The organism is Bacillus sp. NPDC094077, from assembly GCF_050279465.1.
In the GTDB taxonomy this organism is placed as follows: Bacteria; Bacillota; Bacilli; order Bacillales; family Bacillaceae_G; genus Bacillus_A.
This window is the reverse complement of the sequence record NZ_JBNNUF010000022.1, coordinates 24,346-48,483: the sequence shown is the minus strand read 5'-3', so window position 1 is coordinate 48,483 and position 24,138 is coordinate 24,346. Positions and strand designations below refer to the sequence as shown.

Sequence of the window (24,138 nt, the reverse complement as noted above, 5' to 3'; positions counted from 1 at the left end):
CACACCCGTTCCCATACCGAACACGGAAGTTAAGCTCTCTAGCGCCGATGGTAGTTGGGACCTTGTCCCTGTGAGAGTAGGACGTCGCCAAGCAACGTAAAACACGAGTCATTTGACTCGTGTTTTTTTGTATTGTTAACAGTATGTGAAAGAAGTAAAGGTAATACAAACACGTTGCTCAAAAGTAAATCATATTATATAAGAGATTGATGTATATTTTTCTGTAAATTGTTAAGGAATAGAAGTATAAAATATGTCCATTTAAATAAGGGGAGGGAAGGGTATGAAATTACGAAGTGAACTTTGTATTGTTTGTGAGACAAAAGGAAAAGAAGGTATATATGTTAATAATAATTTGATATGTTATGAATGTGAAAAAGATATGGTGAATACGGAGACAAATGATCCGAAGTATATACATTATTTAAAACAACTTCGAAAATTAGAAGTATCATATTTTTAAATAGGCATATGCCTATTATTTTTTTTGTCTTAATATCTGTATAATAGATAAAGAATGAATAATAAGGAAGAGATATATATGAATCAAAATCGTATGCCTTTATATGAAACGTTAATAGAGTTTAAAGAAAGAGGGCCACTATCCTTTCATGTTCCAGGTCATAAGAATGGTTTGAATTTCCCTCAGGAAGCTATAGGAGAGTTTAAAGATATACTATCCATTGATGTAACTGAGTTAACAGGTTTAGACGATTTACATAGTCCGTTTGAATGTATAGATGAATCACAACAATTATTAGCGGATGTATATGGCGCAAAAAAAAGTTATTTTTTAATTAATGGTTCAACAGTGGGAAATCTAGCAATGATTTTGTCTTGTTGTGGGGAACGTGACATTGTTCTTGTGCAAAGAAATTGCCATAAATCCATCATTAATGGTTTAAAATTAGCGGGAGCAAATCCGATTTTTTTAGATCCATGGATTGATGAAGTATATAAGGTACCAGTGGGGATTCATGATGAAGTGATTAAGGAAGCGATTGAAAGATATCCCAATGCTAAAGCACTCATTTTAACGCATCCTAATTATTATGGTATGGGGATGGATTTAGAGGCAAGTATTGCTTATGCACATACACATAAAATCCCTGTGTTAGTAGACGAAGCCCATGGGGCACACTTTTGTTTAGGGGAACCATTTCCAAAGTCGGCATTAGTATATGGTGCAGATATTGTAGTTCATTCTGCACATAAAACATTACCGGCGATGACAATGGGATCCTATTTACATATAAATAGTCATTTAGTGGACGAAGAAAAAGTTTCAACTTATTTGAGTATGCTACAATCTAGTAGTCCGTCATATCCAATTATGGCTTCGCTTGATATAGCGCGTTTTACACTAGCGAGTATAAAAGAAAAAGGCCATGATGAAATTATCGAGTTTTTACGGAGATTTAAAAAAGGATTGTGCTCTATTCCGCAAATAGCTATTTTACAATATCCATTGCAAGATGAGTTAAAGGTTACTGTACAAACTCGTTGTCAGTTATCGGGATATGAATTACAGTCTTTATTTGAAAAGGTCGGTATATATACAGAAATGGCAGATCCATATAATGTCCTATTGATTTTGCCTTTACAAGTAAATAAGGAGTACATGAAGGCTATAGAGATAATCCGAGTAGCATTGCAACATTATGAGGTGAAAGACAAGAGTGAATCTATTCGTTATACTTATAAAGGGGAATTTTCTCCTTTACCGTATACATATAAGCAACTAGAAGGATACGAAACAAAAGTAGTACCTATAGAAGAAGCGATTGGGATGATAGCGGCGGAAATGGTAATCCCGTATCCACCTGGAATTCCATTGATTATGTATGGGGAAAGAATTACTTCAGAACATAAAGAGCAAATTATGTATTTAGAGAAAACAGGAGCTCGTTTTCAAGGTAGCACGAAATATATGAAAGTGTATGATATAGAAAGTAGGTTTTAGGATGAAGGGATTATTTGTAACAATTGAGGGGCCAGAAGGTTCGGGTAAAACAACGTTAATTAAAAGATTATTACCATACTTTGAGCAAAAAGAACAAAAGGTAATGGCGACGAGAGAACCAGGTGGTATTGCAATTTCTGAGGATATTAGAACAATTTTACATAAACAAGAATATACGATGATGGAAGCACGTACAGAGGCTCTTTTATATGCTGCTGCACGTAGACAACATTTAGTGGAAAAAGTTATGCCAGCGCTTAATGAAGACTATCTTGTGTTATGTGATCGTTTTATAGATAGCTCTTTAGCGTATCAAGGCTATGCAAGAGGATTGGGTATGGATAAAGTATTTGAAATAAATCGTTTCGCAACAGAAGACTGTATGCCTAGTTTAACAATTTACTTAGACATTGAACCAGAGGTTGGCTTAGCGCGAATTGAAAAAGATGCAGGGCGCGAAGTGAATCGATTAGATATGGAAGATATTTCTTTCCATAAACGCGTGCGTGAAGGGTATTTACAAGTTGTAGAACGTTTCTCGGATCGCATTGTATTGGTAAATGCTGATCAGCCGATGGAAAAACTTATAGAAGAAGTTGTTCAGATTATAGAAGAGAAATTGTTATAATAGAAGGAAAGAATGAAATAAGTGAGGTATGCATTATGACGAAGACGTGGGAGCAGCTTTCTGCTATACAACCCATCGGTGTAAAAATGTTGATGAATAGCATTGCAAAAGAGCGTATATCCCACGCTTATTTGTTAGAGGGAGGGAAAGGGACAGGAAAGCTTGCGACAGCAATTCAAATGGCAAAGAGTTTCCTCTGTTCTCAAAGGAATGGAGTAGAGCCTTGTCATGTATGTACAAATTGCAAGCGAATTGATTCAGGTAACCACCCTAACCTACATATTGTAAAACCAGACGGATTATCTATTAAGAAGCAGCAAATTCATGATTTACAAGAAGAGTTTTCAAAAACAGGATTAGAGGCAAATAAAAAAGTATATATTATTGAGCACGCAGATCGTATGACAGCAAATGCAGCGAATACGCTCTTGAAATTTTTAGAGGAACCAAGTAGTGATACAACAGCTATTTTACTTACTGAACAAAGTCATCAAATTTTAAATACAATTTTATCTCGCTGTCAAGTTGTTACATTTAGACCGTTACCTACGGAATCTTTAATTAGAAGATTACAGGATGAAGGTATTACAACTTCTTTATCGACCCTTGCTGCTCAACTCACGAATAGTTTTGATGAAGCTTTAGCTTTATGTAATGACGAATGGTTTGCACAAGCACGAACTTTAGTGATAAAATTATGTGAAGCGCTCGAAAAAGATAAAGCCTCTATTTTTTTTGTACAAGAAAAATGGGGAAAACACTTTGGAGAGAAAGAACAATTACAGCAAGGTTTAGATATGTTACTCCTTATTTATAAGGATTTATTATATGTTCAACTTGGAGAAGAAGATCGTCTTGTTTTTCATGAGCAGAAAGAGATGTTTGAAACTTTCTCTTATGCTCAGAAGCGCATTGTATCAGCTCTCTTTAATATATTAGAGGCAAAAAATAGAATCAACGCTAATGTAAATGCGCAGCTTGTGTTCGAACAGTTAGTGTTGCGGTTGCAGGAGGGATGACCGTTTTGTATGATGTAGTAGGTGTTCGCTTTAAGAAGGCCGGAAAGGTATATTACTTTGATCCGAACCAGTTCGATATCTCTGAAAATGAGTTTGTAATTGTAGAAACGGTAAGAGGTATTGAATATGGAAAAGTAGTTATTACCAAAAAGCAAGTTGATGAAAACGACGTTGTATTACCGCTAAAAAAGGTTATTCGTATTGCAAATGAAAATGATCGTACCATTGTTGAAGAGAACAAACATGCTGCGAAAGAAGCATATCAAGTTTGTCAACAAAAGGTAGTAGAACATAATCTTGATATGAAACTTGTAGATGTAGAGTATACGTTCGATCGTAATAAGATTATTTTCTACTTTACTGCGGATGGACGGATTGATTTTCGTGAACTAGTAAAAGACTTAGCGTCAATTTTTAGGACAAGAATTGAACTAAGACAAATTGGTGTTCGTGATGAAGCAAAGATGCTTGGTGGTATTGGTCCATGTGGTCGTATGCTTTGTTGTTCTACTTTTTTAGGAGATTTTGAACCTGTATCCATTAAAATGGCAAAGGATCAAAATTTATCATTAAATCCTGCAAAAATCTCTGGTTTATGTGGTCGCTTAATGTGTTGCTTAAAATATGAGAATGATGAATATGAGGCAGCAAAGGAACAACTTCCCGATTTAGATCAACGTATACAAACGCCACATGGTACTGGCCGTGTTATCGGATTAAATATTTTAGAAAGATTAATTCAAGTGGAACTAGTAGACAAGGAACGGATAGTAGAATATACGTTAGATGAGTTAGTGAATAAAGGGGTCGTTTCGAGTCAAACCACAGATTAATGAGGTGGGTGCTTGTGGAGAAAAAAGATATTTTTGCATCGGTTTCTAGTATGGAAGAGCAAATTGGACATTTATACAAACAGTTGGGAGAATTAAAACAACACCTTGCAGAGTTGTTAGAAGAAAACCAGCATATAAAAATGGAAAATGAAAATTTGCGACACCGTTTTGAAGAAGTGCAGAGTAAAGAAAAACAAAAAGCTCAAAAGCGTAAAGAAGTGAAGCCGAAGACAGATATTGGTGAGGGTTATGACAATTTAGCAAGGCTGTATCAAGAAGGTTTTCATATTTGTAATCTACATTATGGAAGTGTACGTAAAGAGGGAGATTGTTTATTCTGTCTGTCATTTTTAAATAAAAAGTGAAATTACCTTTCCAATTATAATTGGAAAGGTAATTTTTTATACATGAGAATAGAATGAAATGGTTTTTATATTAGCAGAGGATGAAATAGGGTAGGTTAAGGGTAAGAAAAGGAGTAATATATGAATTTATATGAAGATGAACGTTTAGATTACTTATTAGCACAAGATATGAAAATTATACAAAGTCCATCGGTGTTTAATTTTTCTTTAGATGCCGTTTTACTGGCAGATTTTGCGTGGGTGCCAATTCAAAAAGGTAATTTACTTGATTTGTGTACAGGTAACGCGGTTGTTCCCCTTCTATTAAGTACAAGAACAAAAGGGAATATTACTGGTGTGGAAATTCAAGAACGCTTATATGATATGGGAATAAGAAGTGTTCAATACAATAAATTAGAAGAAAGAATTCACCTCATACATGGAAATTTGAAAGATATGCCGGAGAAACTTGGGCGCCATCAATATGATGTTGTCACATGTAATCCTCCTTATTTTCAAACGCCTCAAACCTCTGAGAAAAATATGAATGAACATTTAGCGATAGCTCGTCATGAAATTATGTGTACGTTAGAAGATGTTGTATCTGCGAGTAGTCAGCTAGTAAAACAAGGCGGGAAAGTAGCATTTGTACATCGTCCGGGTCGGTTACTCGATATCGTCACATTAATGCGTAAATATAAGATTGAACCAAAGCGTGTACGATTTGTTTATCCTAAAGCTGGTAAAGAAGCGAATACATTGTTAATTGAAGGAATTAAGGATGGAAACGCAGATTTGAAAATCTTGCCACCTCTTTTTGTATATGAAGGAAATAACGAATATACAAAGGAGATTCGTTCAATTTTATATGGAGAAGAATAAGCATTGTTTTTATGTGGTGGAATGCTCTGATGGAAGTTATTATGCTGGATATACAAATCATCTAGAAAAACGGATTCAAACTCATAATAGTGGAAAAGGGGCTAGGTATACACGTGCTAGACTTCCTGTCGTTTTAAAATATGTAGAGGCTCATGAAGATAAGCGTACAGCTATGCAAGCGGAGTATTATTTTAAGCAATTAACGAGAAAACAAAAAGAAGCATATATGCAAAAAGGAGAACGCTATGTGGCAACAGAAAAGCTTTCAACAAAATGAAAAGGGAGTTTTATATTTAGTACCCACTCCTATTGGAAATCTAGAAGATATGACATTTCGTGCAATCCGAATTTTAAAAGAAGCCGATTTAATTGCTGCGGAGGATACGAGACAAACGAAAAAGCTTTGTAATTATTTTGAAATTGAAACACCTGTCATGAGTTACCATGAGCATAATAAAGAAGTAAGTGGAAAGAAAATATTAGAGAAGTTAGAAGATGGAAAGAATGTAGCACTTGTTAGTGATGCTGGTATGCCGTGTATTTCCGATCCAGGCTACGATATTGTTGTCGAGGCAGTAGCTGAGCAATATCATGTAATTCCGCTTCCTGGGGCAAATGCAGCCCTTACGGCATTAATTGCATCTGGTCTTGAAACAAAGCAGTTTTATTTCTATGGATTTTTGCAAAGAAATAAAAAGGAAAGAAAAATGGAATTAGAGAAGCTTCGTTATGTACAAACTACAATGATGTTTTATGAAGCACCTCATCGTTTAGATGATACTTTAATCTCGATGCAGGAAGTGTTAGGAAATAGAGAGATTGTATTATGCCGAGAGTTAACGAAAAAATTTGAGGAATTTATTCGAGGAACAATCGAAGAAGCAATTGAGTGGACAAAACAAAATGAAGTCCGTGGTGAGTTTTGTATTTTAGTAGCTGGTTCAACAGAAGAAGCTGCTCCAGAAGAACAATGGTGGGAATCTCTTTCAGTATATAATCATATTGAACATTATATAAATGAAAAAGGTATGAATTCAAAAGAAGCGATTAAAACAGTCGCTAAAGATCGAGATTTGTCGAAAAGGGATGTATATCAAATCTATCATGTCGATAAAAAATAAGCTTCTCATAATTGAGAAGCTTATTTTGCTGTTTCGATATAATCTTGAAGCTCGTTTAAGATTTGCTCAGCGCCTTCTTTGCTTAAGATGATTTTACCTTCAGCTAAAGAAAGGTTACCATCAGATACTTCACCAGTTACTTGGCAAGTCATGTTTGGTTTATATTTTTTTAAGATGATCTTTTCATCATCAACATAGATTTCAAGAGCGTCCTTTTCTGCAATACCTAAAGTACGGCGTAATTCGATTGGAATTACTACACGACCTAATTCATCAACTTTACGAACGATACCAGTAGATTTCATAATTCTTTTCCTCCTAAATAAATAGTTTATAAGTTTCGAGTCTATTTTTAGATTCGTCATTTTTCGACAAAATACCCTATGGACCTATGATACCAATCATTTACATTTCCGTCAATTCTTAAATTCTATATTTTTGAAAAAGATTTATAGATTTCTTACTTCTTATATAATAGAATGTGAGTAATTTTTACAATTATTTAACTTTATTTTCGGAAAATTACACGCATTATAAGTAAGGGTTGTATATTTTTTTGAAATATGAGCAATAGATGGTAAAGATATCGAGCATTAACTCGTTTTTATTACACTATTTGCGAGCAGTAAGTTTCCCACTTCAAAATTTGGATAGAGCAGTGGGGATTGGGCTGCTCGTAAAAGCCCGATTGGTGTGGGCTAATAATCCGTGGGGGATGAACAAAACCCTCACGGATTAAAGTTTCACTTTATATATGAGTTTTTGATATACTGTTTATAAATACATATGAGGTTATTCGGGAGGTCCAAACAATGACAGAGGAAAATAAGTCCTTTTATATTACTACCCCAATTTATTATCCAAGTGGAAAATTACACATTGGACATGCTTATACGACAGTAGCAGGAGATGCGATGGCACGATATAAGCGTATGCAAGGATATGATGTTCATTATTTAACAGGAACTGATGAGCATGGCCAGAAGATCCAAAAGAAAGCAGAAGAATTGAATGTTACACCGCAAGCGTATGTGGATAACATTGTTGCAGGAATTAAAGAGCTTTGGGGGAAAATGGATATTTCTTATGATGATTTTATTCGTACAACTGAAGATCGTCACAAAGATGTTGTCGAAAAAATCTTCAAGCAATTAGTAGATCAAGGGGATATTTATCTTGATGAATATGAAGGTTGGTATTCTGTACAAGATGAGACATTCTATACAGAGCACCAATTGGTAGATCCAATTATGGAAGGTGACAAAGTAGTTGGAGGAAAAAGCCCAGATAGTGGTCATAATGTAGAACTTGTTCGTGAAGAATCATATTTCTTTAGAATGGGTAAATATGTCGACAGACTATTAAAGTTCTATGAAGATAATCCACATTTCATTCAACCCGAGTCTCGTAAAAATGAAATGATTAATAACTTCATTAAACCAGGATTAGAAGATTTAGCGGTTTCTCGTACTTCATTTGACTGGGGAGTTCGTGTTCCAGGTAACCCAAAACACGTTATTTACGTATGGGTTGATGCATTATCTAACTATATTACGGCATTAGGCTATGGAACAGCAAACGAAGAGAAGTATAAGAAATTCTGGCCAGCAGATGTGCATTTAGTTGGAAAAGAGATTGTTCGTTTCCATACGATTTATTGGCCAATAATTTTAATGGCATTAGATTTACCTCTTCCCAAAAAAGTCTTTGCTCATGGCTGGATTTTAATGAAGGATGGGAAAATGAGTAAGTCAAAAGGAAACGTAGTAGATCCAGTTACATTAATTGATCGTTACGGATTAGATGCATTACGTTATTACTTGCTTCGCGAAGTTCCATTTGGATCTGACGGAGTATTTACACCAGAAGGATTTGTTGAGCGTATCAACTTCGATTTAGCAAATGACTTAGGTAACTTATTAAATCGTACAGTAGCTATGATTGATAAATACTTTAACGGAGAGATCCCTGCATTTAAAGCAAATGTAACTGAGTTCGATGAAACATTAGTAACGTTTGCAAAAGATACATTGCAAAAAGTAGAAGAAGCCATGGAAAATATGGAATTCTCTGTGGCGTTAAGTTCTATTTGGCAATTGGTTAGCCGTACAAATAAATATATTGATGAAACGCAACCTTGGGTGTTAGCTAAAGATGAGAATGATCGTGAAAAACTTGCATCTGTAATGGCTCATTTGGCAGAGATGCTTCGTCAAACGGGTATTATGCTTATGCCGTTCTTAACAGTTGCACCAAGTAAAATGTTTGCTCAACTTGGTCTTACTGAAGAAGCACATAAATCTTGGGAAAGTCTATCTGCAATTGGATGTATTCCAGCTGGAACAAAAGTAGAAAAAGGACAACCGATTTTCCCACGTTTAGAAATGGAAGTAGAGGTAGAGTACATTAAAGAACAAATGAAAGGTTCTGCTCCTAAAGTTGAGGAGAAAAAAGAAGAAGAACCGAAAGCAGAAGAAATTACAATTGATGATTTCTTCAAAGTAGAATTACGGGTAGCTGAAGTAATTGAAGCTGAACCTGTAAAGAAAGCAGATAAGTTGTTAAAAATTCAGCTTGATTTAGGTACAGAAAAGCGTCAGGTTGTTTCAGGAATTGCAAAATTCTACTCGCCGGAAGACCTAAAAGGTAAAAAGGTTATTTGTGTAACAAACTTAAAGCCTGTAAAATTACGCGGTGAATTATCGCAAGGTATGATTTTAGCAGGTGAAGAGAATGGCGTATTGTCATTAGCAACAATTGACCAAAATCTTCCGAATGGTACAAAAATCAAGTAATTGAGACAAGAAAAGAGATGTTTCACGTGTAACATGTGTGAAGCGTCTTTTTTCTTTTTAAATTTCCTTTTTTTGCATTAGAATTGTAGTATTGTTATCGTTGAGTTAGAAAGAGTATAGTTTTTCCCTATGATAGAATTGATTTCAATATAAAAGGAGTTATTTATTATGTTGTTTGATACACATTCACATTTAAATGCAGAGCAGTTTGAAGAAGATTTGCAAGAGGTTATTGCAAGAATGAAAGAAGCGAGAGTTACATATACAGTTGTTGTTGGATTTGATGAAATAACCATAAAAAAAGCGATTGAATTAGCTGAATCCTATGATTTTATTTACGCTGCAGTTGGATGGCACCCTGTTGATGCGATCGATATGAAAGAAGAACATTTAGCTTGGATAGAAGAATTAGCTTCCCATCCTAAAGTAGTTGCAATTGGAGAAATGGGACTAGATTATCATTGGGATAAGTCTCCAAAAGAAATACAAAAGGAAGTATTCCGTAAGCAAATTGCATTAGCTAAAAAGGTGAATTTACCAATTATTATACATAATCGTGATGCCACTCAAGATATCGTTGATATTCTAGAGGAGGAGAATGCGGCTGAAGTAGGAGGAATTATGCATTGCTTTAGTGGTAGTGTCGAAGTAGCACAGCGATGTGTTGATATGAACTTTTTAATTTCATTAGGTGGACCGGTTACATTTAAAAATGCTAAGAAACCGAAAGAAGTTGCTGTGGAGATTCCATTAGAGAAATTGTTAATTGAGACAGATTGTCCCTATTTAACACCACATCCATTTCGAGGGAAACGAAATGAACCGAGTTATGTAAAACTCGTAGCAGAAGAAATTGCGAATTTAAAAGGAATTTCTTATGAGAAAGTAGCAGAAATAACAACAAAAAATGCAAAAGCTTTATTTGGTGTTGAATAAAAAGGAATGGGGGAGCCCATTCTTTTTTATTTTTTGAGAAAAAATAGTAGAAGTGATAGAAAAAATAAGGGCGAATGAAGAAGTGTTACAATAAGGAGAGAGAACAAAGTTTTCCCCATTCTATTTTTTAAAATGTAAGAATGGGGAAAATAATAATGGAAAAGTCGTCATTTTTTTGTTTTACTAAGTAGAGACGAAATGAGTGTGGAGGCAAGCATGAAAATTAAAGAGATTATCGTTGTAGAAGGTAAAGATGATACAGTTGCGATTAAGCGTGCTGTTGATGCGGATACAATTGAAACGAACGGTTCAGCAATCGGTGATCATGTTATTGAACAAGTTAAATTAGCGCAGCAAAAGCGAGGCGTTATTATTTTCACAGATCCAGATTATCCTGGAGAGCGTATTCGAAAAATTATTTCTGATAAAGTTCCAGGATGTAAGCATGCTTTTTTACCGAAGGAAGAGGCACTTGCTAAAAGGAAAAAAGGTGTTGGAATCGAACATGCTTCTAATGAATCGATTCGCCGTGCTTTAGAGAATATACATGAAGAAATGGAAGCTTACACAAGTGAAATTAGTTGGAGTGATCTAGTCGATGCAGGCTTAGTGGGCGGAGAAATGGCAAAGAGTCGCAGAGAGAGAATGGGTAAGCTATTAAAGATTGGTTATACAAATGCAAAACAGTTACATAAACGTTTACAGGTGTTTCAAGTTTCAAAAGAGACGTTTGCAGAAGCGTATAAACAAGTAATACAGGAGGAAAAGAAATGAAAGATATCGCAACGCCAAATCGTACAAAAGACATTGTTGAAAAGTATGGATTTTCATTCAAAAAAAGTTTAGGACAAAACTTTTTAATTGATACAAATGTATTAAATCGTATTGTCGATCATGCAGAAATTGGTTCAGAAAGTGGTGCAATTGAAATTGGACCAGGTATCGGTGCATTAACAGAGCAATTAGCGAAGCGTGCTAAAAAAGTAGTGGCTTTTGAAATTGATCAAAGACTATTACCAATTTTAGATGAGACGTTAGCACCATATGGTAACGTTACAGTTATTAATAAAGACGTACTAAAGGCAGATGTACATGAAGTGTTTAATGAGCAATTTGAAGAAGGACAAGATGTAATGGTAGTAGCTAACTTACCATACTATATTACAACACCAATTTTATTTAAATTGCTTGAAGAAAAACTACCTGTTCGTGGATTTGTTGTTATGATGCAAAAAGAAGTTGGAGATCGTTTAGGTGCTAAACCTGGGACGAAAGAGTATGGTTCTTTATCAATTGCCATTCAGTATTATACAGAGGTAGAAACAGTTATGACTGTACCGCGTACAGTGTTTGTACCACAACCAAATGTTGATTCTGCGATTATCCGTCTTTTAAAGCGTCCGAAACCAGTTGTAGAAGTGACAGATGAGACTTTCTTCTTTGAAGTAGTACGAGCAAGTTTCGCACAGCGTCGTAAAACTTTAATGAACAATTTATCAAATAATTTAAATGGTTTCCCGAAAGATAAAGAGCTGTTGGATCGAATTTTAACAGAAGTAGGAATTGATCCAAAGCGAAGAGGCGAAACGCTATCTATCGAAGAGTTTGCAACACTAAGTAATGCATTAGTTATTCATAAATTGTCATAAGAATATGAAAGGGACAGTTCAACTTGAGCTGTCCCTTTTGTCACCTTTCCTCTCCTAAATTCATACTTTAAAAACAGGTAAGATGGCCTAATGAGTTTGGAGGTAGGAGAATGGCTTTACATGTTGGAGAATTAGTGGAACGATATTCTCATAATAGGGATATTCTTTTTCGTATTATAGAAATAAAAGGCGAGATAGCGATATTGTTTGGGGAGGAAATTAGATTGGTGGCGGATGCGCCCCTTGAAGACTTAATTAGCATAGATCAACGAGAACATAAAAAAAGAGTGAAGCGTGAAAAAGAAACAATGGAGCGTACGTACCGTTTATTTCAACAAGATTATGTATTGATGAAACAAAGGCATGAACACACTTCAACAGGTGGGTATACAAGTGAAGTGAATTATTTTCAAATGCCAGGGCGTGTATTGCATATAGATGGAGATCCTTTATATTTACGCAAATGCTTAGATTTATATAATAAGATTGGTGTTCCTGTACAAGGTATTCATTGTAAGGAAACAGAGATGCACGAAAAGGTAGTAGATTTAATAGATCATTTTCGCCCGGATATTCTAGTTATTACAGGACATGATGCTTATACAAAATCAAAAGGGGTAAAGGGAGATTTAGCGGCATATAGGCATTCAAGGCATTTTGTACAGGCTGTTCGAGAAGTGCGGAAAAAATATCCATCATTGGATCAACTCGTTATTTTTGCTGGGGCATGTCAATCGCACTTTGAGGCACTAATTCGAGCAGGTGCTAATTTTGCTAGTTCACCGTCTAGAATTAATATCCACGCATTAGATCCTGTATATGTGGTTGGCAAAATTAGTTTTACCTCATTTATGGAGAGAGTCAATGTATGGGATGTTGTACGTAATACGATTACTGGTGAAAAGGGATTAGGTGGGATTGAAACGAGAGGAATTTTACGAACTGGATTACCCTTTCAGCATTATGAAGAGTAGGCAGGATACATATGTATCTTGCTTTTTTGTGTGGAGGGATTTAAATGAATTTGGATAAAAAGGGACAAGAACGTACAGACTACATAATGATACTTTTACAATATAGTATTTCTCCTATCTATTCGAACGCATGATGCTTTTATAATGATATTGTCTGTGAATTGCGGTTAATAATTGGGATAGATATATCGTGTTTTAAGTGTTCAATCTAAATTACAGCGAGGTGTAGCAAGGTATATGTCAAAACGTTTAGATGAAATTAAAAGCGAATTAGATCACCATCTTGGACAGCGACTTATGTTAAAGGCGAATAGCGGAAGAAGAAAAACAGTGGAGCAATCAGGTGTACTTGCAGAAACGTATCGTTCTGTTTTTGTTGTACAGTTAGACCAACAAGAAGATGCATTGCAACGTGTATCTTATAGTTATGCAGATGTTTTAACAGAGACGGTAGAGTTAACCTTTTATGATGAACCACATAATGAAGTCATCTTATAATTCATGTATCGTTACATATATTCCCACAAATGAAAAGCTATATTATTTTGCATACTAACTATACCGTAGCAAAATAAGGAGGGACTCTGCATTGAGTAGACGAAGAGGTGTCATGTCAAATCAGTTTAAAGAAGAGCTAGCAAAAGAGCTGGGCTTTTATGATGTTGTTCAGAAAGAAGGATGGGGCGGAATTCGTGCGAAAGATGCTGGTAACATGGTGAAACGTGCTATAGAAATTGCAGAACAGCAATTAATGAAACAAAACCAGTAGTTGTAAGATACTTTCTATGCTACGGTAGCCGAGGAGAGATTCCTCGGCTTTTTGTACTCTGAAAGGTGCCATCATTTTACATAAGTAGTTTCATTCTGAATGCTTTTCGTTATAATTAGGGAAGTGTCATCGTCTTACTATAAATTTATGGTAAAATAAACGATAAAAGATTGAGTACATAGAGTGGGTGAATAGATTGAAGCTACTAGTGAAAGCACCAGCAAAGATTAATCTGTCGTTAGATGTACTGGGAAAAAGACAAGACGGATATCATGAAGTGAAAATGATTATGACAACAATTGATTTAGCGGATCGTTTAGAACTAACGGAACTAGCAGAAGACCGTATTGAAATTTTATCCCATAATCGGTATGTCCCAGACGACCAACGAAATTTAGCTTATCAAGCGGCGAAATTATTAAAAGAGAAGTTTAATGTAAAAAAAGGTGTATCTATTACTATTGAAAAAACAATTCCAGTAGCAGCTGGATTAGCAGGTGGAAGTAGTGATGCAGCGGCGACATTACGTGGCCTTAATAAATTATGGAATTTAGGGCTTACAATTGACGAATTAGCGGAGCTTGGCTCAGAAATTGGATCAGATGTATCTTTTTGTGTATATGGTGGGACAGCACTTGCTACTGGAAGAGGAGAGCAAATTGAGCATATAAAAACTCCACCTTCCTGTTGGGTTATTTTAGCAAAGCCACATATTGGTGTATCTACTGCTGATGTGTATGGAAATTTAAAATTAAATAGAGTTACACATCCAAATGTGGATAAAATGATTGATGTCATAAATGCTGGGGATTACAAAGGGATTTGTGATACTGTTGGTAACGTCTTAGAAGATGTAACATTTAAGATGCATCCTGAAGTTGCTCGTATTAAAGCACAGATGAAGCGATTTGGAGCAGATGCTGTATTAATGAGTGGGAGTGGTCCAACTGTATTTGGCCTTGTACACCATGATTCGCGAATGCATCGCATTTACAACGGATTAAAGGGATTTTGTGAACAAGTATATGCGGTACGTTTATTAGGAGAGCGAGAAACGCTTGAATAAAGACGTATAATACGTTATGATTTGTTTAGAATATTCGTGATTTGAGGTGAGAGTATGAAAATTAGACGAAGTACAAGATTAGTCGATATGACTTATTACTTGTTACAAAACCCTCGTCAGCTAGTTTCTCTCACTTTTTTTGCTGAAAGGTATCAATCAGCTAAATCTTCCATTAGTGAAGATTTAGTTATTATTAAGCAAACGTTTGAACAACAAGGGGTCGGCACATTGCAAACGATACCAGGAGCAGCAGGAGGAGTGAAATATATACCATATATAAGTGAAGAAGAGGCGGATCTAATTATTGATGAGCTTTGTAGCTTATTTGAAAATCCAGATCGTATTTTGCCTGGCGGTTACTTATACATGACAGATCTTTTAAGTAATCCTCGCCATATTAATGGCGCAGGTCGTTTGTTTGCTTCTGTTTTTGCTAGGCAACCAATCGATGCAGTTATGACTGTGGCGACGAAGGGTATTCCGCTTGCTTATGCAGTGGCGAATTACTTAGATGTACCGGTAGTAATTGCGAGGAAAGATAATAAAGTAACAGAAGGCCCGACTGTTAGTATTAACTATGTATCAGGTTCTTCGAAAAGAATCCAAACAATGACGTTAGCGAAGCGTAGCCTTCCAGAGGGATCGAACGTTTTAATTATTGATGACTTTATGAAAGCTGGCGGAACAATTCAAGGTATGATGAGCATGCTAGAAGAGTTTAAGGCTAATGTTGTTGGTATTGGTGTATTAGTAGAATCCACAGATATTGAAGAACGACTTATTAATAATTTTGTATCATTAATTCGTCTTTCAGAAGTTGATGTGAAAGAAAAAGCGATTCAGGTGGAAAAGGGAAATTATTCACTTGCGCCATTTGATGAAGGGCTTGTAGAAGCTGAATAAAAAAAGGTAAAGCAGATAGCTTTATCTTTTTTTATTCTATTTATAAATACTAAAATAGATGGACAAACTGTTTTCCGTGCACTATTTTAAAAGAGTAAAAATAAATAATAAAAGGGTGAAAAGTATGAAAGTTGTTCAAACAAGCAAGGCACCACAAGCAATTGGACCATATTCGCAAGGGATTATTGTAAATAATATGTTTTACAGTTCAGGACAAATTCCATTAACAGCAAGTGGAGAGCTTGTAGCGGGAGATGTAACAGTTCAAACAGAGCAAGTATTTCAAAATTTACAAGCGGTATTGGAAGAAGCGGGCGCTTCATTTGATACAGTAGTAAAAACAACAGTATTCTTAAAGAATATGGATGATTTTAATGCTGTTAATGAAGTGTATGGCTCGTATTTTTCTACTCATAAACCAGCTCGTTCTTGTGTCCAAGTAGCAAAATTACCGAAAGATGTATCAGTTGAAATTGAAGTAATTGCCCTAGTTAAGTAATTCTTTGTAAGCGATAACCTCCACTAATCTTTATATTCAACTACAATAAAAATTTTTATCTTAAAAATTTTTAAAAAATTAAAGGGAAAATAGAAAATTTGTGGAATTTATACAAATATATCGCTTATTTAGAAAAGGGTGGTGAACACAAGATGGAAGTGACTGACGTAAGATTACGCCGCGTAAACACAGAAGGCCGCATGAGAGCAATTGCCTCTATTACCCTAGACCATGAATTTGTTGTTCATGATATTCGTGTAATTGATGGTAATAATGGATTATTTGTAGCAATGCCAAGTAAACGTACTCCAGATGGAGAATTCCGTGACATTGCACATCCAATTAATTCTAATACACGCTCTAAAATTCAAGATGCGGTTTTAACAGAGTATCACCGTTTAGGCGAGTTAGAAGAGGTTGAGTTTGAAGAAGCGGGTGCTTCGTAAAATTCGAATGAAAAGGGCTTTTGAAAGAAAGCCTTATAATTTTGTAGCAAACTCCTGTAAGCATTTACAGGAGTTTGTTTTTTTTGACTTATATAATTTGTATTTGAAAAATTCATAATTCATTAGAATAAAAAGAAGAAACTACTAATTTTTTCAAAATCATTTTAAATAGTATAGCTTATTTCTTAAAAAAGATACTAAAGAGTAAAACATCTTATAAGAATTATGGTAAAATTTAATAGTTATAATGTGTTTCTTGAAATATATGATGATTTAGGATAATATCGTTAATGGATAAATAGGTTGCGATGGAGGGTCTATATGTCAAACAGATTTGCAGTGATTCTAGCTGCAGGTAAAGGCACACGTATGAAGTCTAAGCTATACAAAGTGCTTCATCCTGTATGCGGAAAACCTATGGTACAACATGTGGTCGATCAAGTATCTCAATTAGGATTGCAGAAACTTGTAACAGTCGTGGGACATGGTGCTGAAATGGTACAAGAACAGCTAGGAAACGTAAGTGAGTTTGCATTACAAGCAGAACAACTTGGTACAGCACATGCTGTAGATCAAGCTGCAGGTGTACTTGCAAATGAAGAAGGAACAACTTTAGTTATTTGTGGTGATACGCCTCTAATAACTGCTGAAACGATGGAAGCATTGCTTCAGCAACATAAAGAAGCAGGAGCAATGGCAACGGTGCTAACAGCGTACATAGAAGAACCTGCTGGATATGGCCGTATCGTTCGTAATGAGAATGGTCATGTTGAAAAGATTGTTGAGCATAAGGATGCAAATGAAAAAGAACTAGCTATTAAAGAAATCAATACAGGTACGTATTGTTTTGATAATAAAGCTTTATTCGCTTCACTTTCTAAAGTTTCAAATGATAACGTACAAGGTGAATATTACCTTCCAGATGTTATTGAGATTTTAAAAAATGAAGGTCATATCGTATCAGCTTATCAAACAGAGCACTTCGATGAAACGTTAGGTGTTAACGACAGAGTCGCTCTATCGCAAGCGGAAGTTATTATGAAAAAACGTATCAACCGAAAGAACATGGTAAACGGTGTTACAATTATTGATCCAAGTAACACGTATATTTCTGCTGATGCAATTATCGGTAGTGATACAGTTCTTCATCCAGGAACAGTTATTGAGGGTAACACTGTAATTGGTTCTGATTGTGAAATTGGACCACATACAGTAATTCGCGATAGTGAAATTGGAGATCGTACGACAATTCGTCAATCTACTGTACATGATAGTAAACTTGGCACAGAAGTATCGGTTGGCCCATTTGCACATATTCGCCCAGATTCAGTTATTGGAGATGAAGTACGCGTTGGAAACTTCGTGGAAATCAAAAAAACTGTCTTTGGTAATAGAAGTAAAGCTTCACACTTAAGTTATATCGGGGATGCACAAGTTGGAGAAGACGTGAATCTTGGTTGTGGTTCAATTACGGTGAACTATGATGGCAAGAATAAATTCAAAACTGTGATTGGTAACGGGGTATTTATTGGATGTAATTCAAATCTCGTTGCTCCTGTAACAGTTGAAGATGGTGCTTATGTGGCAGCAGGCTCTACAATTACAGAGAATGTTCCATCAAAAGCATTATCAGTAGCACGTGCACGTCAAATTAACAAAGAAGACTATGTTGATCAATTGCTGAATAAGAAAAAATCATAATGTGGAGGGTTAATCTAGATGTCGACTCAATATCTAAATTCTAATTTGAAAGTATTCTCTTTAAACTCTAATAAGGAACTTGCTGAGCAAATTGCAAAGCATATTGGAGTAGGACTAGGAAAATGTTCTGTTGATCGTTTTAGTGATGGAGAAGTTCAAATTAACATTGAAGAAAGTATCCGTGGTTGCGATGTATTCATTATTCAATCTACAAGCTTCCCAGTAAACGAACATATCATGGAATTACTTATTATGATCGATGCATTAAAGCGTGCATCTGCGAAAACAATTAATATTGTTATTCCTTACTATGGTTATGCGCGTCAAGACCGTAAAGCGCGTTCTCGTGAACCAATTACATCGAAACTTGTAGCAAACTTGCTTGAAACAGCAGGTGCAACTCGTGTAATCACTCTAGATTTACATGCTCCACAAATTCAAGGATTCTTTGATATCCCAATCGACCATTTAATGGGTGTACCGATTCTTTCAGATTACTTTGAAACAAAAGGTCTTAAAGACATCGTAATCGTGTCTCCTGACCACGGTGGTGTAACTCGTGCTCGAAAAATGGCAGATCGCCTAAAAGCACCAATCGCTATTATTGATAAGCGTCGTCCTCGCCCGAACGTATCAGAGGTTATGAACATTATCGGTAATATCGAAGGTAAAACAGCAATTTTAATTGATGACATCATTGATACAGCTGGTACAATTACATTAGCAGCAAACGCTCTTGTTGAGAATGGCGCTTCTGAAGTATATGCTTGCTGTACACATCCAGTATTATCTGGTCCAGCAATTGAGCGTATTCAAAATTCAAATATTAAAGAGTTAGTTGTAACGAACTCTATCGTATTACCTGAAGAGAAGAAAATCGACAAAATTCATGAACTTTCAGTGGCTCCATTAATCGGAGAAGCAATCATTCGTGTATACGAAGAAGAATCTGTAAGTGTATTATTCAATTAATTGGATAGAATGAGACGTAACCAAGCTTGGTTACGTCTTTTCGTATCGAAAAAAGAAAGTAGTGGTACAAGAATGAAATTGATAGTAGGACTTGGGAACCCAGGTAGAGAATATGAATTAACAAGGCATAATATTGGATTTATGGCGATTGATGAACTTGCAAAACGTTGGAACATTTCTTTGAATGAACAAAAATTTAAAGGGGTATTTGGGGCAGGCTTTGTTAATGGAGAAAAAGTAATCTTGTTAAAGCCACTTACATATATGAATTTATCTGGGGAAAGTATTCGTCCACTCATGGATTATTATAAAATTGATGTTGAGGACTTTGTTGTTATGTACGATGATTTAGACATCCCTGTAGGTAAATTACGTCTTCGTATGAAGGGTAGTGCTGGTGGACATAATGGCGTAAAATCAACGATTTCACATCTAGGAACACAAGAATTTCAACGTATCCGTATGGGAATTGACCGCCCGAAAAACGGGATGAAGGTAGTCGATTACGTATTAGGACGTTTTACATCTGAAGAAATTCCTGATGTCAATCATTCTATTGAAAAAGCAGCGGATGCATGTGAAGAATGGTTAACTAAGTCTTTTCTCCAAATCATGAATACTTTCAATAGTTAAGAGTATGATTGGGAATATTTTATTTTATTTTTACCCATACTAGTAGTAATTGGATGTTTAGGAGGCTAGTATGGAAGGGTATTATTATTGCAGACATTGCGAGAGCAATGTAGGCTCCATTACCGCAGAAAAAGTATATAGCGACGTTTTATTTCAACTAACAGAGCAAGAAGTAGTAGAGATGATTCATTTTCATGAGAATGGAAATATATATATAAAAACGATTTGTGAATCGTGTCAAGAAACGCTCGCATCTTATCCTGAGTATTATGAATATGAAAAATTTTTGCAATAAAATGTTGTCGCTTTGGCATGTCCAAAGCATTTTTCTGTTTTCTTTTTCCAAAATATTTGCATAAAATATAGTGGCTTGCTCTTTATGTTGAGAGGAGTTTTGAAAATGATAGGTTTATTAGAGCAATTTTATAAAAATGAAGAGATACAATCGGTTATTAATGGATTAGAAGATGGGTTAAAGGAACAACTTATATCAGGTATGGCAACATCTTCTCGTTCATTATTAATGGCAGCTTTATATAAAAAAACAAAGAAGTCGCAACTTATTGTAACGCATAATCTATATCAAGCACAAAAAGTACATGAAGATTTAGTGGCATTACTTGGTGAAAAAGATGTATGGCTATATCCAGTAAACGAATTGATTGCATCAGAAATAGGTGTTGCAAGTCCAGAATTAAAAGCACAACGTATTGAGGTGTTAAATCGTTTAGCGGCAGGGGAGAATGGCATTATTGTAGCACCAGTCGCAGGATTACGTAGATTTTTACCAATAAAAGAATTATGGAAGCAAAAGCAAATTGAAATTAATCTAGGGCAAGAGATTGATTTAGAGGCGCTCTTGCACACATTACATCAAATTGGCTATGAACGTAAGTCGATGGTAGAAGCTCCAGGGGAGTTCAGTTTGCGTGGGGGAATATTGGATATTTACCCATTAACTGAAGAATTACCATTCCGTATTGAATTATTTGATACAGAAGTTGATTCTATTCGACTATTCGATGTGGAAGAACAGCGCTCTCAAGATAAACGAGAAAGTGTTAGGTTTGGACCAGCAACAGAATTTTTATTTTCACAGGAAGAATTGAAATCGGGAATTAAGCGTCTTGAAGAAGGTTTAACTAATACGATGCAGAAGCTTTCCGATGATAAATTAAAGACAGCGGTACTTGAGACTGTTAGCCATGAAATTGAAATGTTGAAAAATGGGCAAAGTATCGAACAAATGTTTAAATATTTATCTATTTTCTATAAAGAACCTGCTAGTCTGATAGATTATTTACCAGAAGATGGTGTTGTAATTTTAGATGAAATTTCTCGTATTCAAGAAACGGCATCACATCTTGAAACAGAAGAAGCGGAATGGTATATATCACTTCTTGGCGAAGGAACAATTATTCAGGATTTATCTTTTTCTCACTCATTCGAGGAGTTTCTTCATCATAAGAAAAGAAGTTTTGTATACTTGACGCTATTCTTACGCCATATTGCACACACACATCCGCAAAATATTGTGAATGTAACATGTAAAACAATGCAAGATTTCCATGGACAGATGAACTTGTTAAAAACAGAAATTGATAGATGGAATGAAGGCCATTTTACGACTGTTGTACTTGGGACAGATGATGAGCGTGTGAAAAAATTACAACATATTTTGAGTGATTATGATATCGATGCGGATATTGTAGAGTCCACAGATATTTTATTGCCTGGAAGATTGCAAATTGCTGTGGGTGATTTACATGCGGGATTTGAAATGCCGATGCAAAAGCTTGTTGTTATTACTGAGAAAGAGCTTTTTCATAAAAAGGTTAAAAAATCACAGCGTAAGCAAAAGCTGTCTAACGCTGAGCGTATTAAGAGCTACTCGGAATTAAAGGTTGGAGATTATGTAGTTCATGTAAATCATGGTATAGGTAAATTTTTAGGTATTGAGACGTTAGAGATTAATGGTGTTCATAAAGATTATTTAAATATTAAATATCAAGGTAATGATAAGTTATATGTTCCGATTGAACAAATTGATCAAGTACAAAAATATGTAGGCTCGGAAGGTAAGGATCCAAAAGTTTATAAATTAGGCGGAAACGATTGGAAAAAGGTCAAAACGAAAGTTGAAAAATCTGTACAAGACATTGCAGATGACCTAATTAAATTATATGCCGAGCGTGAAGCTTCAAAAGGCTATGCATATACACCTGATACGGCAGAACAACAAGAATTCGAATCATCTTTCCCATATCAAGAGACAGAGGATCAGTTACGTTCTATTGAAGAGATTAAGAAAGATATGGAGCGCGGACGTCCGATGGATAGGCTTCTTTGTGGTGATGTAGGATATGGAAAGACAGAAGTAGCGATTCGTGCGGCGTTTAAAGCGATTATGGATGAAAAACAAGTTGCAATTTTAGTGCCGACAACAATCCTTGCGCAACAACACTATGAAACAATTCGAGAGCGTTTTCAAGATTATCCAATTAATATAGGGTTATTAAGTAGATTCCGTACGAGAAAACAGCAAAACGAAACGATTAAGGGTTTAAAAGATGGTACGGTAGATATTGTGATTGGAACACATCGTATTTTATCTAAAGATGTTACTTATAAAGATTTAGGGCTTCTTATTATTGATGAGGAACAAAGATTTGGTGTTACGCATAAAGAGAAGATTAAACAATTGAAAGCAAATGTTGATGTGTTAACGTTAACGGCAACTCCGATTCCGCGTACACTTCATATGTCTATGCTCGGTGTGCGTGATTTATCTGTTATTGAGACACCACCAGAAAATCGTTTCCCAGTACAAACGTATGTGGTGGAATATAATCCAGCATTAATTCGAGAAGCGATAGAGCGAGAACTTGCAAGAGGTGGGCAAGTTTATTTCTTATATAACCGTGTTGAGGATATTGAAAGAAAAGCGGACGAAATTTCAATGTTAGTTCCGGATGCTCGTGTAACATATGCACATGGGAAAATGAATGAAAGTGAATTAGAGTCTGTTATGCTATCGTTTTTAGAGGGGCAACATGACGTTTTGGTAAGTACAACAATTATCGAAACAGGTGTAGATATTCCGAACGTAAATACATTAATTGTATTTGATGCAGATCGTATGGGATTATCGCAGTTGTATCAGCTTCGTGGGCGCGTTGGACGTTCAAATCGGGTTGCATATGCATACTTTGCATACAAACGTGATAAAGTGTTGTCAGAAGTTGCAGAGAAACGTCTACAAGCAATTAAAGAGTTCACAGAGCTTGGATCTGGTTTCAAAATTGCCATGAGAGACTTATCAATTCGTGGTGCGGGTAACTTGTTAGGAGCGGAACAGCATGGATTTATTGATTCTGTCGGATTTGATCTATATTCTCAAATGTTAAAAGATGCAATTGAACAACGTAGAGGAACCGACGGCGTTGAACGTACAGTTAATGTGGAAATTGATTTAGAAGTAGATGCGTATTTACCGGATGCTTATATTTCAGATAGTAAACAAAAAATTATGATGTACAAACAATTTAGAGGTGTTTCTGCAATTGAGGATATTGAAGAGTTGCAGGAAGAAATGATCGATCGATTCGGTGATTATCCACAAGAGGTTGGTTATTTATTACAAATCGCGAATATTAAAGTGTTGGCAATGAAAGAACAGATTGAGTTAATTAAGCAAAATAAATTTGAAGTAACATTCCTGTTCTCTGAACAAGCGAGCCAAAATATCGATGGTGGAAAATTATTCATGCTTGGGAATAGTTTTGGTCGTATGATTGGTCTTGGGATGGAAGGATCACAATTGAAAATTGTTATGAAAACGAATGGATTAGAGACATCGAAATGGTTAACAATTGCTGAAAATTTATTAAAAGGTCTACCAGATGTAAAAAAAGAAGTGATAAATGCCTAATTTAAGATAAAAAAATGCAATTCGGCGTGCATAGAAGAACTAATGTGTAAAATACTATGTTTAACAGTTGGTGA

The 24,138-nt window shown here is 35.5% G+C and carries 26 protein-coding genes and 1 rRNA gene; 26 read left to right on the top strand and 1 reads right to left on the bottom strand.

Annotated features, from left to right (window positions below):
- The 10 genes from rrf to rsmI form a co-directional block, all read left to right on the top strand.
- Positions 1-93 (top strand): 5S ribosomal RNA (gene rrf / locus ACQKNR_RS27025); the annotation flags it as partial.
- 190 nt (positions 94-283) lie between these two features.
- Positions 284-463: a sigma factor G inhibitor Gin gene (locus ACQKNR_RS27020; RefSeq protein WP_427322204.1), complete on the top strand. Its 180-nt coding sequence runs from the start codon at positions 284-286 to the stop codon at positions 461-463.
- Positions 464-541: 78 nt separating this feature from the next.
- Complete coding sequence (locus tag ACQKNR_RS27015) at positions 542-1,963, top strand: aminotransferase class I/II-fold pyridoxal phosphate-dependent enzyme (protein ID WP_427322202.1); 1,422 nt, start codon at positions 542-544, stop codon at positions 1,961-1,963.
- A 1-nt stretch (position 1,964) separates the two neighbouring features.
- Positions 1,965-2,591: a dTMP kinase gene (gene tmk / locus ACQKNR_RS27010; RefSeq protein WP_427322200.1), complete on the top strand. Its 627-nt coding sequence runs from the start codon at positions 1,965-1,967 to the stop codon at positions 2,589-2,591.
- Between the two features lie 35 nt (positions 2,592-2,626).
- On the top strand, positions 2,627-3,610 hold the full coding sequence (gene holB / locus ACQKNR_RS27005; protein ID WP_193414600.1) for a DNA polymerase III subunit delta': 984 nt from the start codon (positions 2,627-2,629) through the stop codon (positions 3,608-3,610).
- Between the two features lie 5 nt (positions 3,611-3,615).
- The gene (locus ACQKNR_RS27000; protein WP_193414601.1) at positions 3,616-4,443 is read left to right on the top strand and encodes a PSP1 domain-containing protein; all 828 of its coding nucleotides are present in this window, start codon (positions 3,616-3,618) and stop codon (positions 4,441-4,443) included.
- Positions 4,444-4,457: 14 nt separating this feature from the next.
- A complete protein-coding gene (yabA, locus tag ACQKNR_RS26995) occupies positions 4,458-4,808 on the top strand; it encodes a DNA replication initiation control protein YabA (RefSeq protein ID WP_427322197.1) in 351 nt (116 codons plus the stop codon).
- 120 nt (positions 4,809-4,928) lie between these two features.
- Positions 4,929-5,669, top strand: coding sequence for a tRNA1(Val) (adenine(37)-N6)-methyltransferase (locus ACQKNR_RS26990; RefSeq protein ID WP_427322195.1), 741 nt, complete (start codon positions 4,929-4,931; stop codon positions 5,667-5,669).
- Complete coding sequence (locus ACQKNR_RS26985; RefSeq protein ID WP_427322193.1) at positions 5,656-5,946, top strand: GIY-YIG nuclease family protein; 291 nt, start codon at positions 5,656-5,658, stop codon at positions 5,944-5,946. The genes ACQKNR_RS26990 and ACQKNR_RS26985 overlap by 14 nt, the downstream gene beginning before the upstream one ends.
- Positions 5,915-6,790 carry a 16S rRNA (cytidine(1402)-2'-O)-methyltransferase gene (gene rsmI / locus ACQKNR_RS26980; protein ID WP_427322191.1) on the top strand — a complete coding sequence of 292 codons (876 nt, stop codon included), beginning with the start codon at positions 5,915-5,917 and terminating at the stop codon, positions 6,788-6,790. The genes ACQKNR_RS26985 and rsmI overlap by 32 nt, the downstream gene beginning before the upstream one ends.
- Before the next feature lie 20 nt (positions 6,791-6,810).
- Here the strand turns inward: rsmI and ACQKNR_RS26975 are convergent, their stop codons facing one another.
- Positions 6,811-7,095: an AbrB/MazE/SpoVT family DNA-binding domain-containing protein gene (locus tag ACQKNR_RS26975; protein ID WP_000843036.1), complete on the bottom strand. Its 285-nt coding sequence runs from the start codon at positions 7,093-7,095 to the stop codon at positions 6,811-6,813.
- Between the two features lie 507 nt (positions 7,096-7,602).
- On the opposite strand from ACQKNR_RS26975, the gene metG reads away from it, so the two are divergent.
- The 16 genes from metG to mfd all read left to right on the top strand — a co-directional run bounded on the left by metG (position 7,603) and on the right by mfd (position 24,064).
- Positions 7,603-9,585: a methionine--tRNA ligase gene (metG, locus tag ACQKNR_RS26970; protein WP_427322189.1), complete on the top strand. Its 1,983-nt coding sequence runs from the start codon at positions 7,603-7,605 to the stop codon at positions 9,583-9,585.
- A gap of 168 nt (positions 9,586-9,753) precedes the next feature.
- Positions 9,754-10,521: a TatD family hydrolase gene (locus ACQKNR_RS26965; protein ID WP_427322187.1), complete on the top strand. Its 768-nt coding sequence runs from the start codon at positions 9,754-9,756 to the stop codon at positions 10,519-10,521.
- A gap of 216 nt (positions 10,522-10,737) precedes the next feature.
- On the top strand, positions 10,738-11,295 hold the full coding sequence (gene rnmV / locus ACQKNR_RS26960; protein ID WP_193414608.1) for a ribonuclease M5: 558 nt from the start codon (positions 10,738-10,740) through the stop codon (positions 11,293-11,295).
- Positions 11,292-12,170, top strand: coding sequence for a 16S rRNA (adenine(1518)-N(6)/adenine(1519)-N(6))-dimethyltransferase RsmA (gene rsmA / locus ACQKNR_RS26955; protein ID WP_427322185.1), 879 nt, complete (start codon positions 11,292-11,294; stop codon positions 12,168-12,170). Before rnmV ends, rsmA begins: the two co-directional genes overlap by 4 nt.
- A 110-nt stretch (positions 12,171-12,280) precedes the next feature.
- On the top strand, positions 12,281-13,144 hold the full coding sequence (gene yabG / locus ACQKNR_RS26950; RefSeq protein ID WP_001173739.1) for a sporulation peptidase YabG: 864 nt from the start codon (positions 12,281-12,283) through the stop codon (positions 13,142-13,144).
- A 237-nt stretch (positions 13,145-13,381) separates the two neighbouring features.
- The gene (gene veg, locus ACQKNR_RS26945; protein ID WP_000044345.1) at positions 13,382-13,642 is read left to right on the top strand and encodes a biofilm formation stimulator Veg; all 261 of its coding nucleotides are present in this window, start codon (positions 13,382-13,384) and stop codon (positions 13,640-13,642) included.
- A gap of 91 nt (positions 13,643-13,733) precedes the next feature.
- A complete protein-coding gene (gene sspF / locus ACQKNR_RS26940) occupies positions 13,734-13,913 on the top strand; it encodes an acid-soluble spore protein SspF (protein ID WP_001985066.1) in 180 nt (59 codons plus the stop codon).
- Between the two features lie 196 nt (positions 13,914-14,109).
- Positions 14,110-14,979 carry a 4-(cytidine 5'-diphospho)-2-C-methyl-D-erythritol kinase gene (ispE, locus tag ACQKNR_RS26935; RefSeq protein WP_427322182.1) on the top strand — a complete coding sequence of 290 codons (870 nt, stop codon included), beginning with the start codon at positions 14,110-14,112 and terminating at the stop codon, positions 14,977-14,979.
- A 54-nt stretch (positions 14,980-15,033) separates the two neighbouring features.
- Complete coding sequence (purR, locus tag ACQKNR_RS26930; protein ID WP_427322180.1) at positions 15,034-15,882, top strand: pur operon repressor; 849 nt, start codon at positions 15,034-15,036, stop codon at positions 15,880-15,882.
- 124 nt (positions 15,883-16,006) lie between these two features.
- Positions 16,007-16,381 (top strand): RidA family protein, encoded by a 375-nt coding sequence (locus ACQKNR_RS26925; RefSeq protein ID WP_427322178.1) that lies wholly within the window; start codon positions 16,007-16,009, stop codon positions 16,379-16,381.
- Between the two features lie 152 nt (positions 16,382-16,533).
- Entirely contained in the window at positions 16,534-16,827 is a 294-nt protein-coding gene (gene spoVG, locus ACQKNR_RS26920; RefSeq protein WP_000454042.1) for a septation regulator SpoVG, read from the top strand.
- Between the two features lie 321 nt (positions 16,828-17,148).
- Positions 17,149-18,528: a bifunctional UDP-N-acetylglucosamine diphosphorylase/glucosamine-1-phosphate N-acetyltransferase GlmU gene (gene glmU / locus ACQKNR_RS26915; RefSeq protein WP_427322176.1), complete on the top strand. Its 1,380-nt coding sequence runs from the start codon at positions 17,149-17,151 to the stop codon at positions 18,526-18,528.
- 18 nt (positions 18,529-18,546) lie between these two features.
- A complete protein-coding gene (locus ACQKNR_RS26910; RefSeq protein ID WP_000107419.1) occupies positions 18,547-19,500 on the top strand; it encodes a ribose-phosphate diphosphokinase in 954 nt (317 codons plus the stop codon).
- Positions 19,501-19,572: 72 nt separating this feature from the next.
- Entirely contained in the window at positions 19,573-20,133 is a 561-nt protein-coding gene (pth, locus tag ACQKNR_RS26905) for an aminoacyl-tRNA hydrolase (RefSeq protein ID WP_427322174.1), read from the top strand.
- Between the two features lie 70 nt (positions 20,134-20,203).
- Positions 20,204-20,428, top strand: coding sequence for an anti-sigma-F factor Fin (locus ACQKNR_RS26900; RefSeq protein WP_098545448.1), 225 nt, complete (start codon positions 20,204-20,206; stop codon positions 20,426-20,428).
- 105 nt (positions 20,429-20,533) lie between these two features.
- On the top strand, positions 20,534-24,064 hold the full coding sequence (gene mfd / locus ACQKNR_RS26895) for a transcription-repair coupling factor (protein WP_427322172.1): 3,531 nt from the start codon (positions 20,534-20,536) through the stop codon (positions 24,062-24,064).
- Positions 24,065-24,138 lie beyond the last annotated feature (74 nt).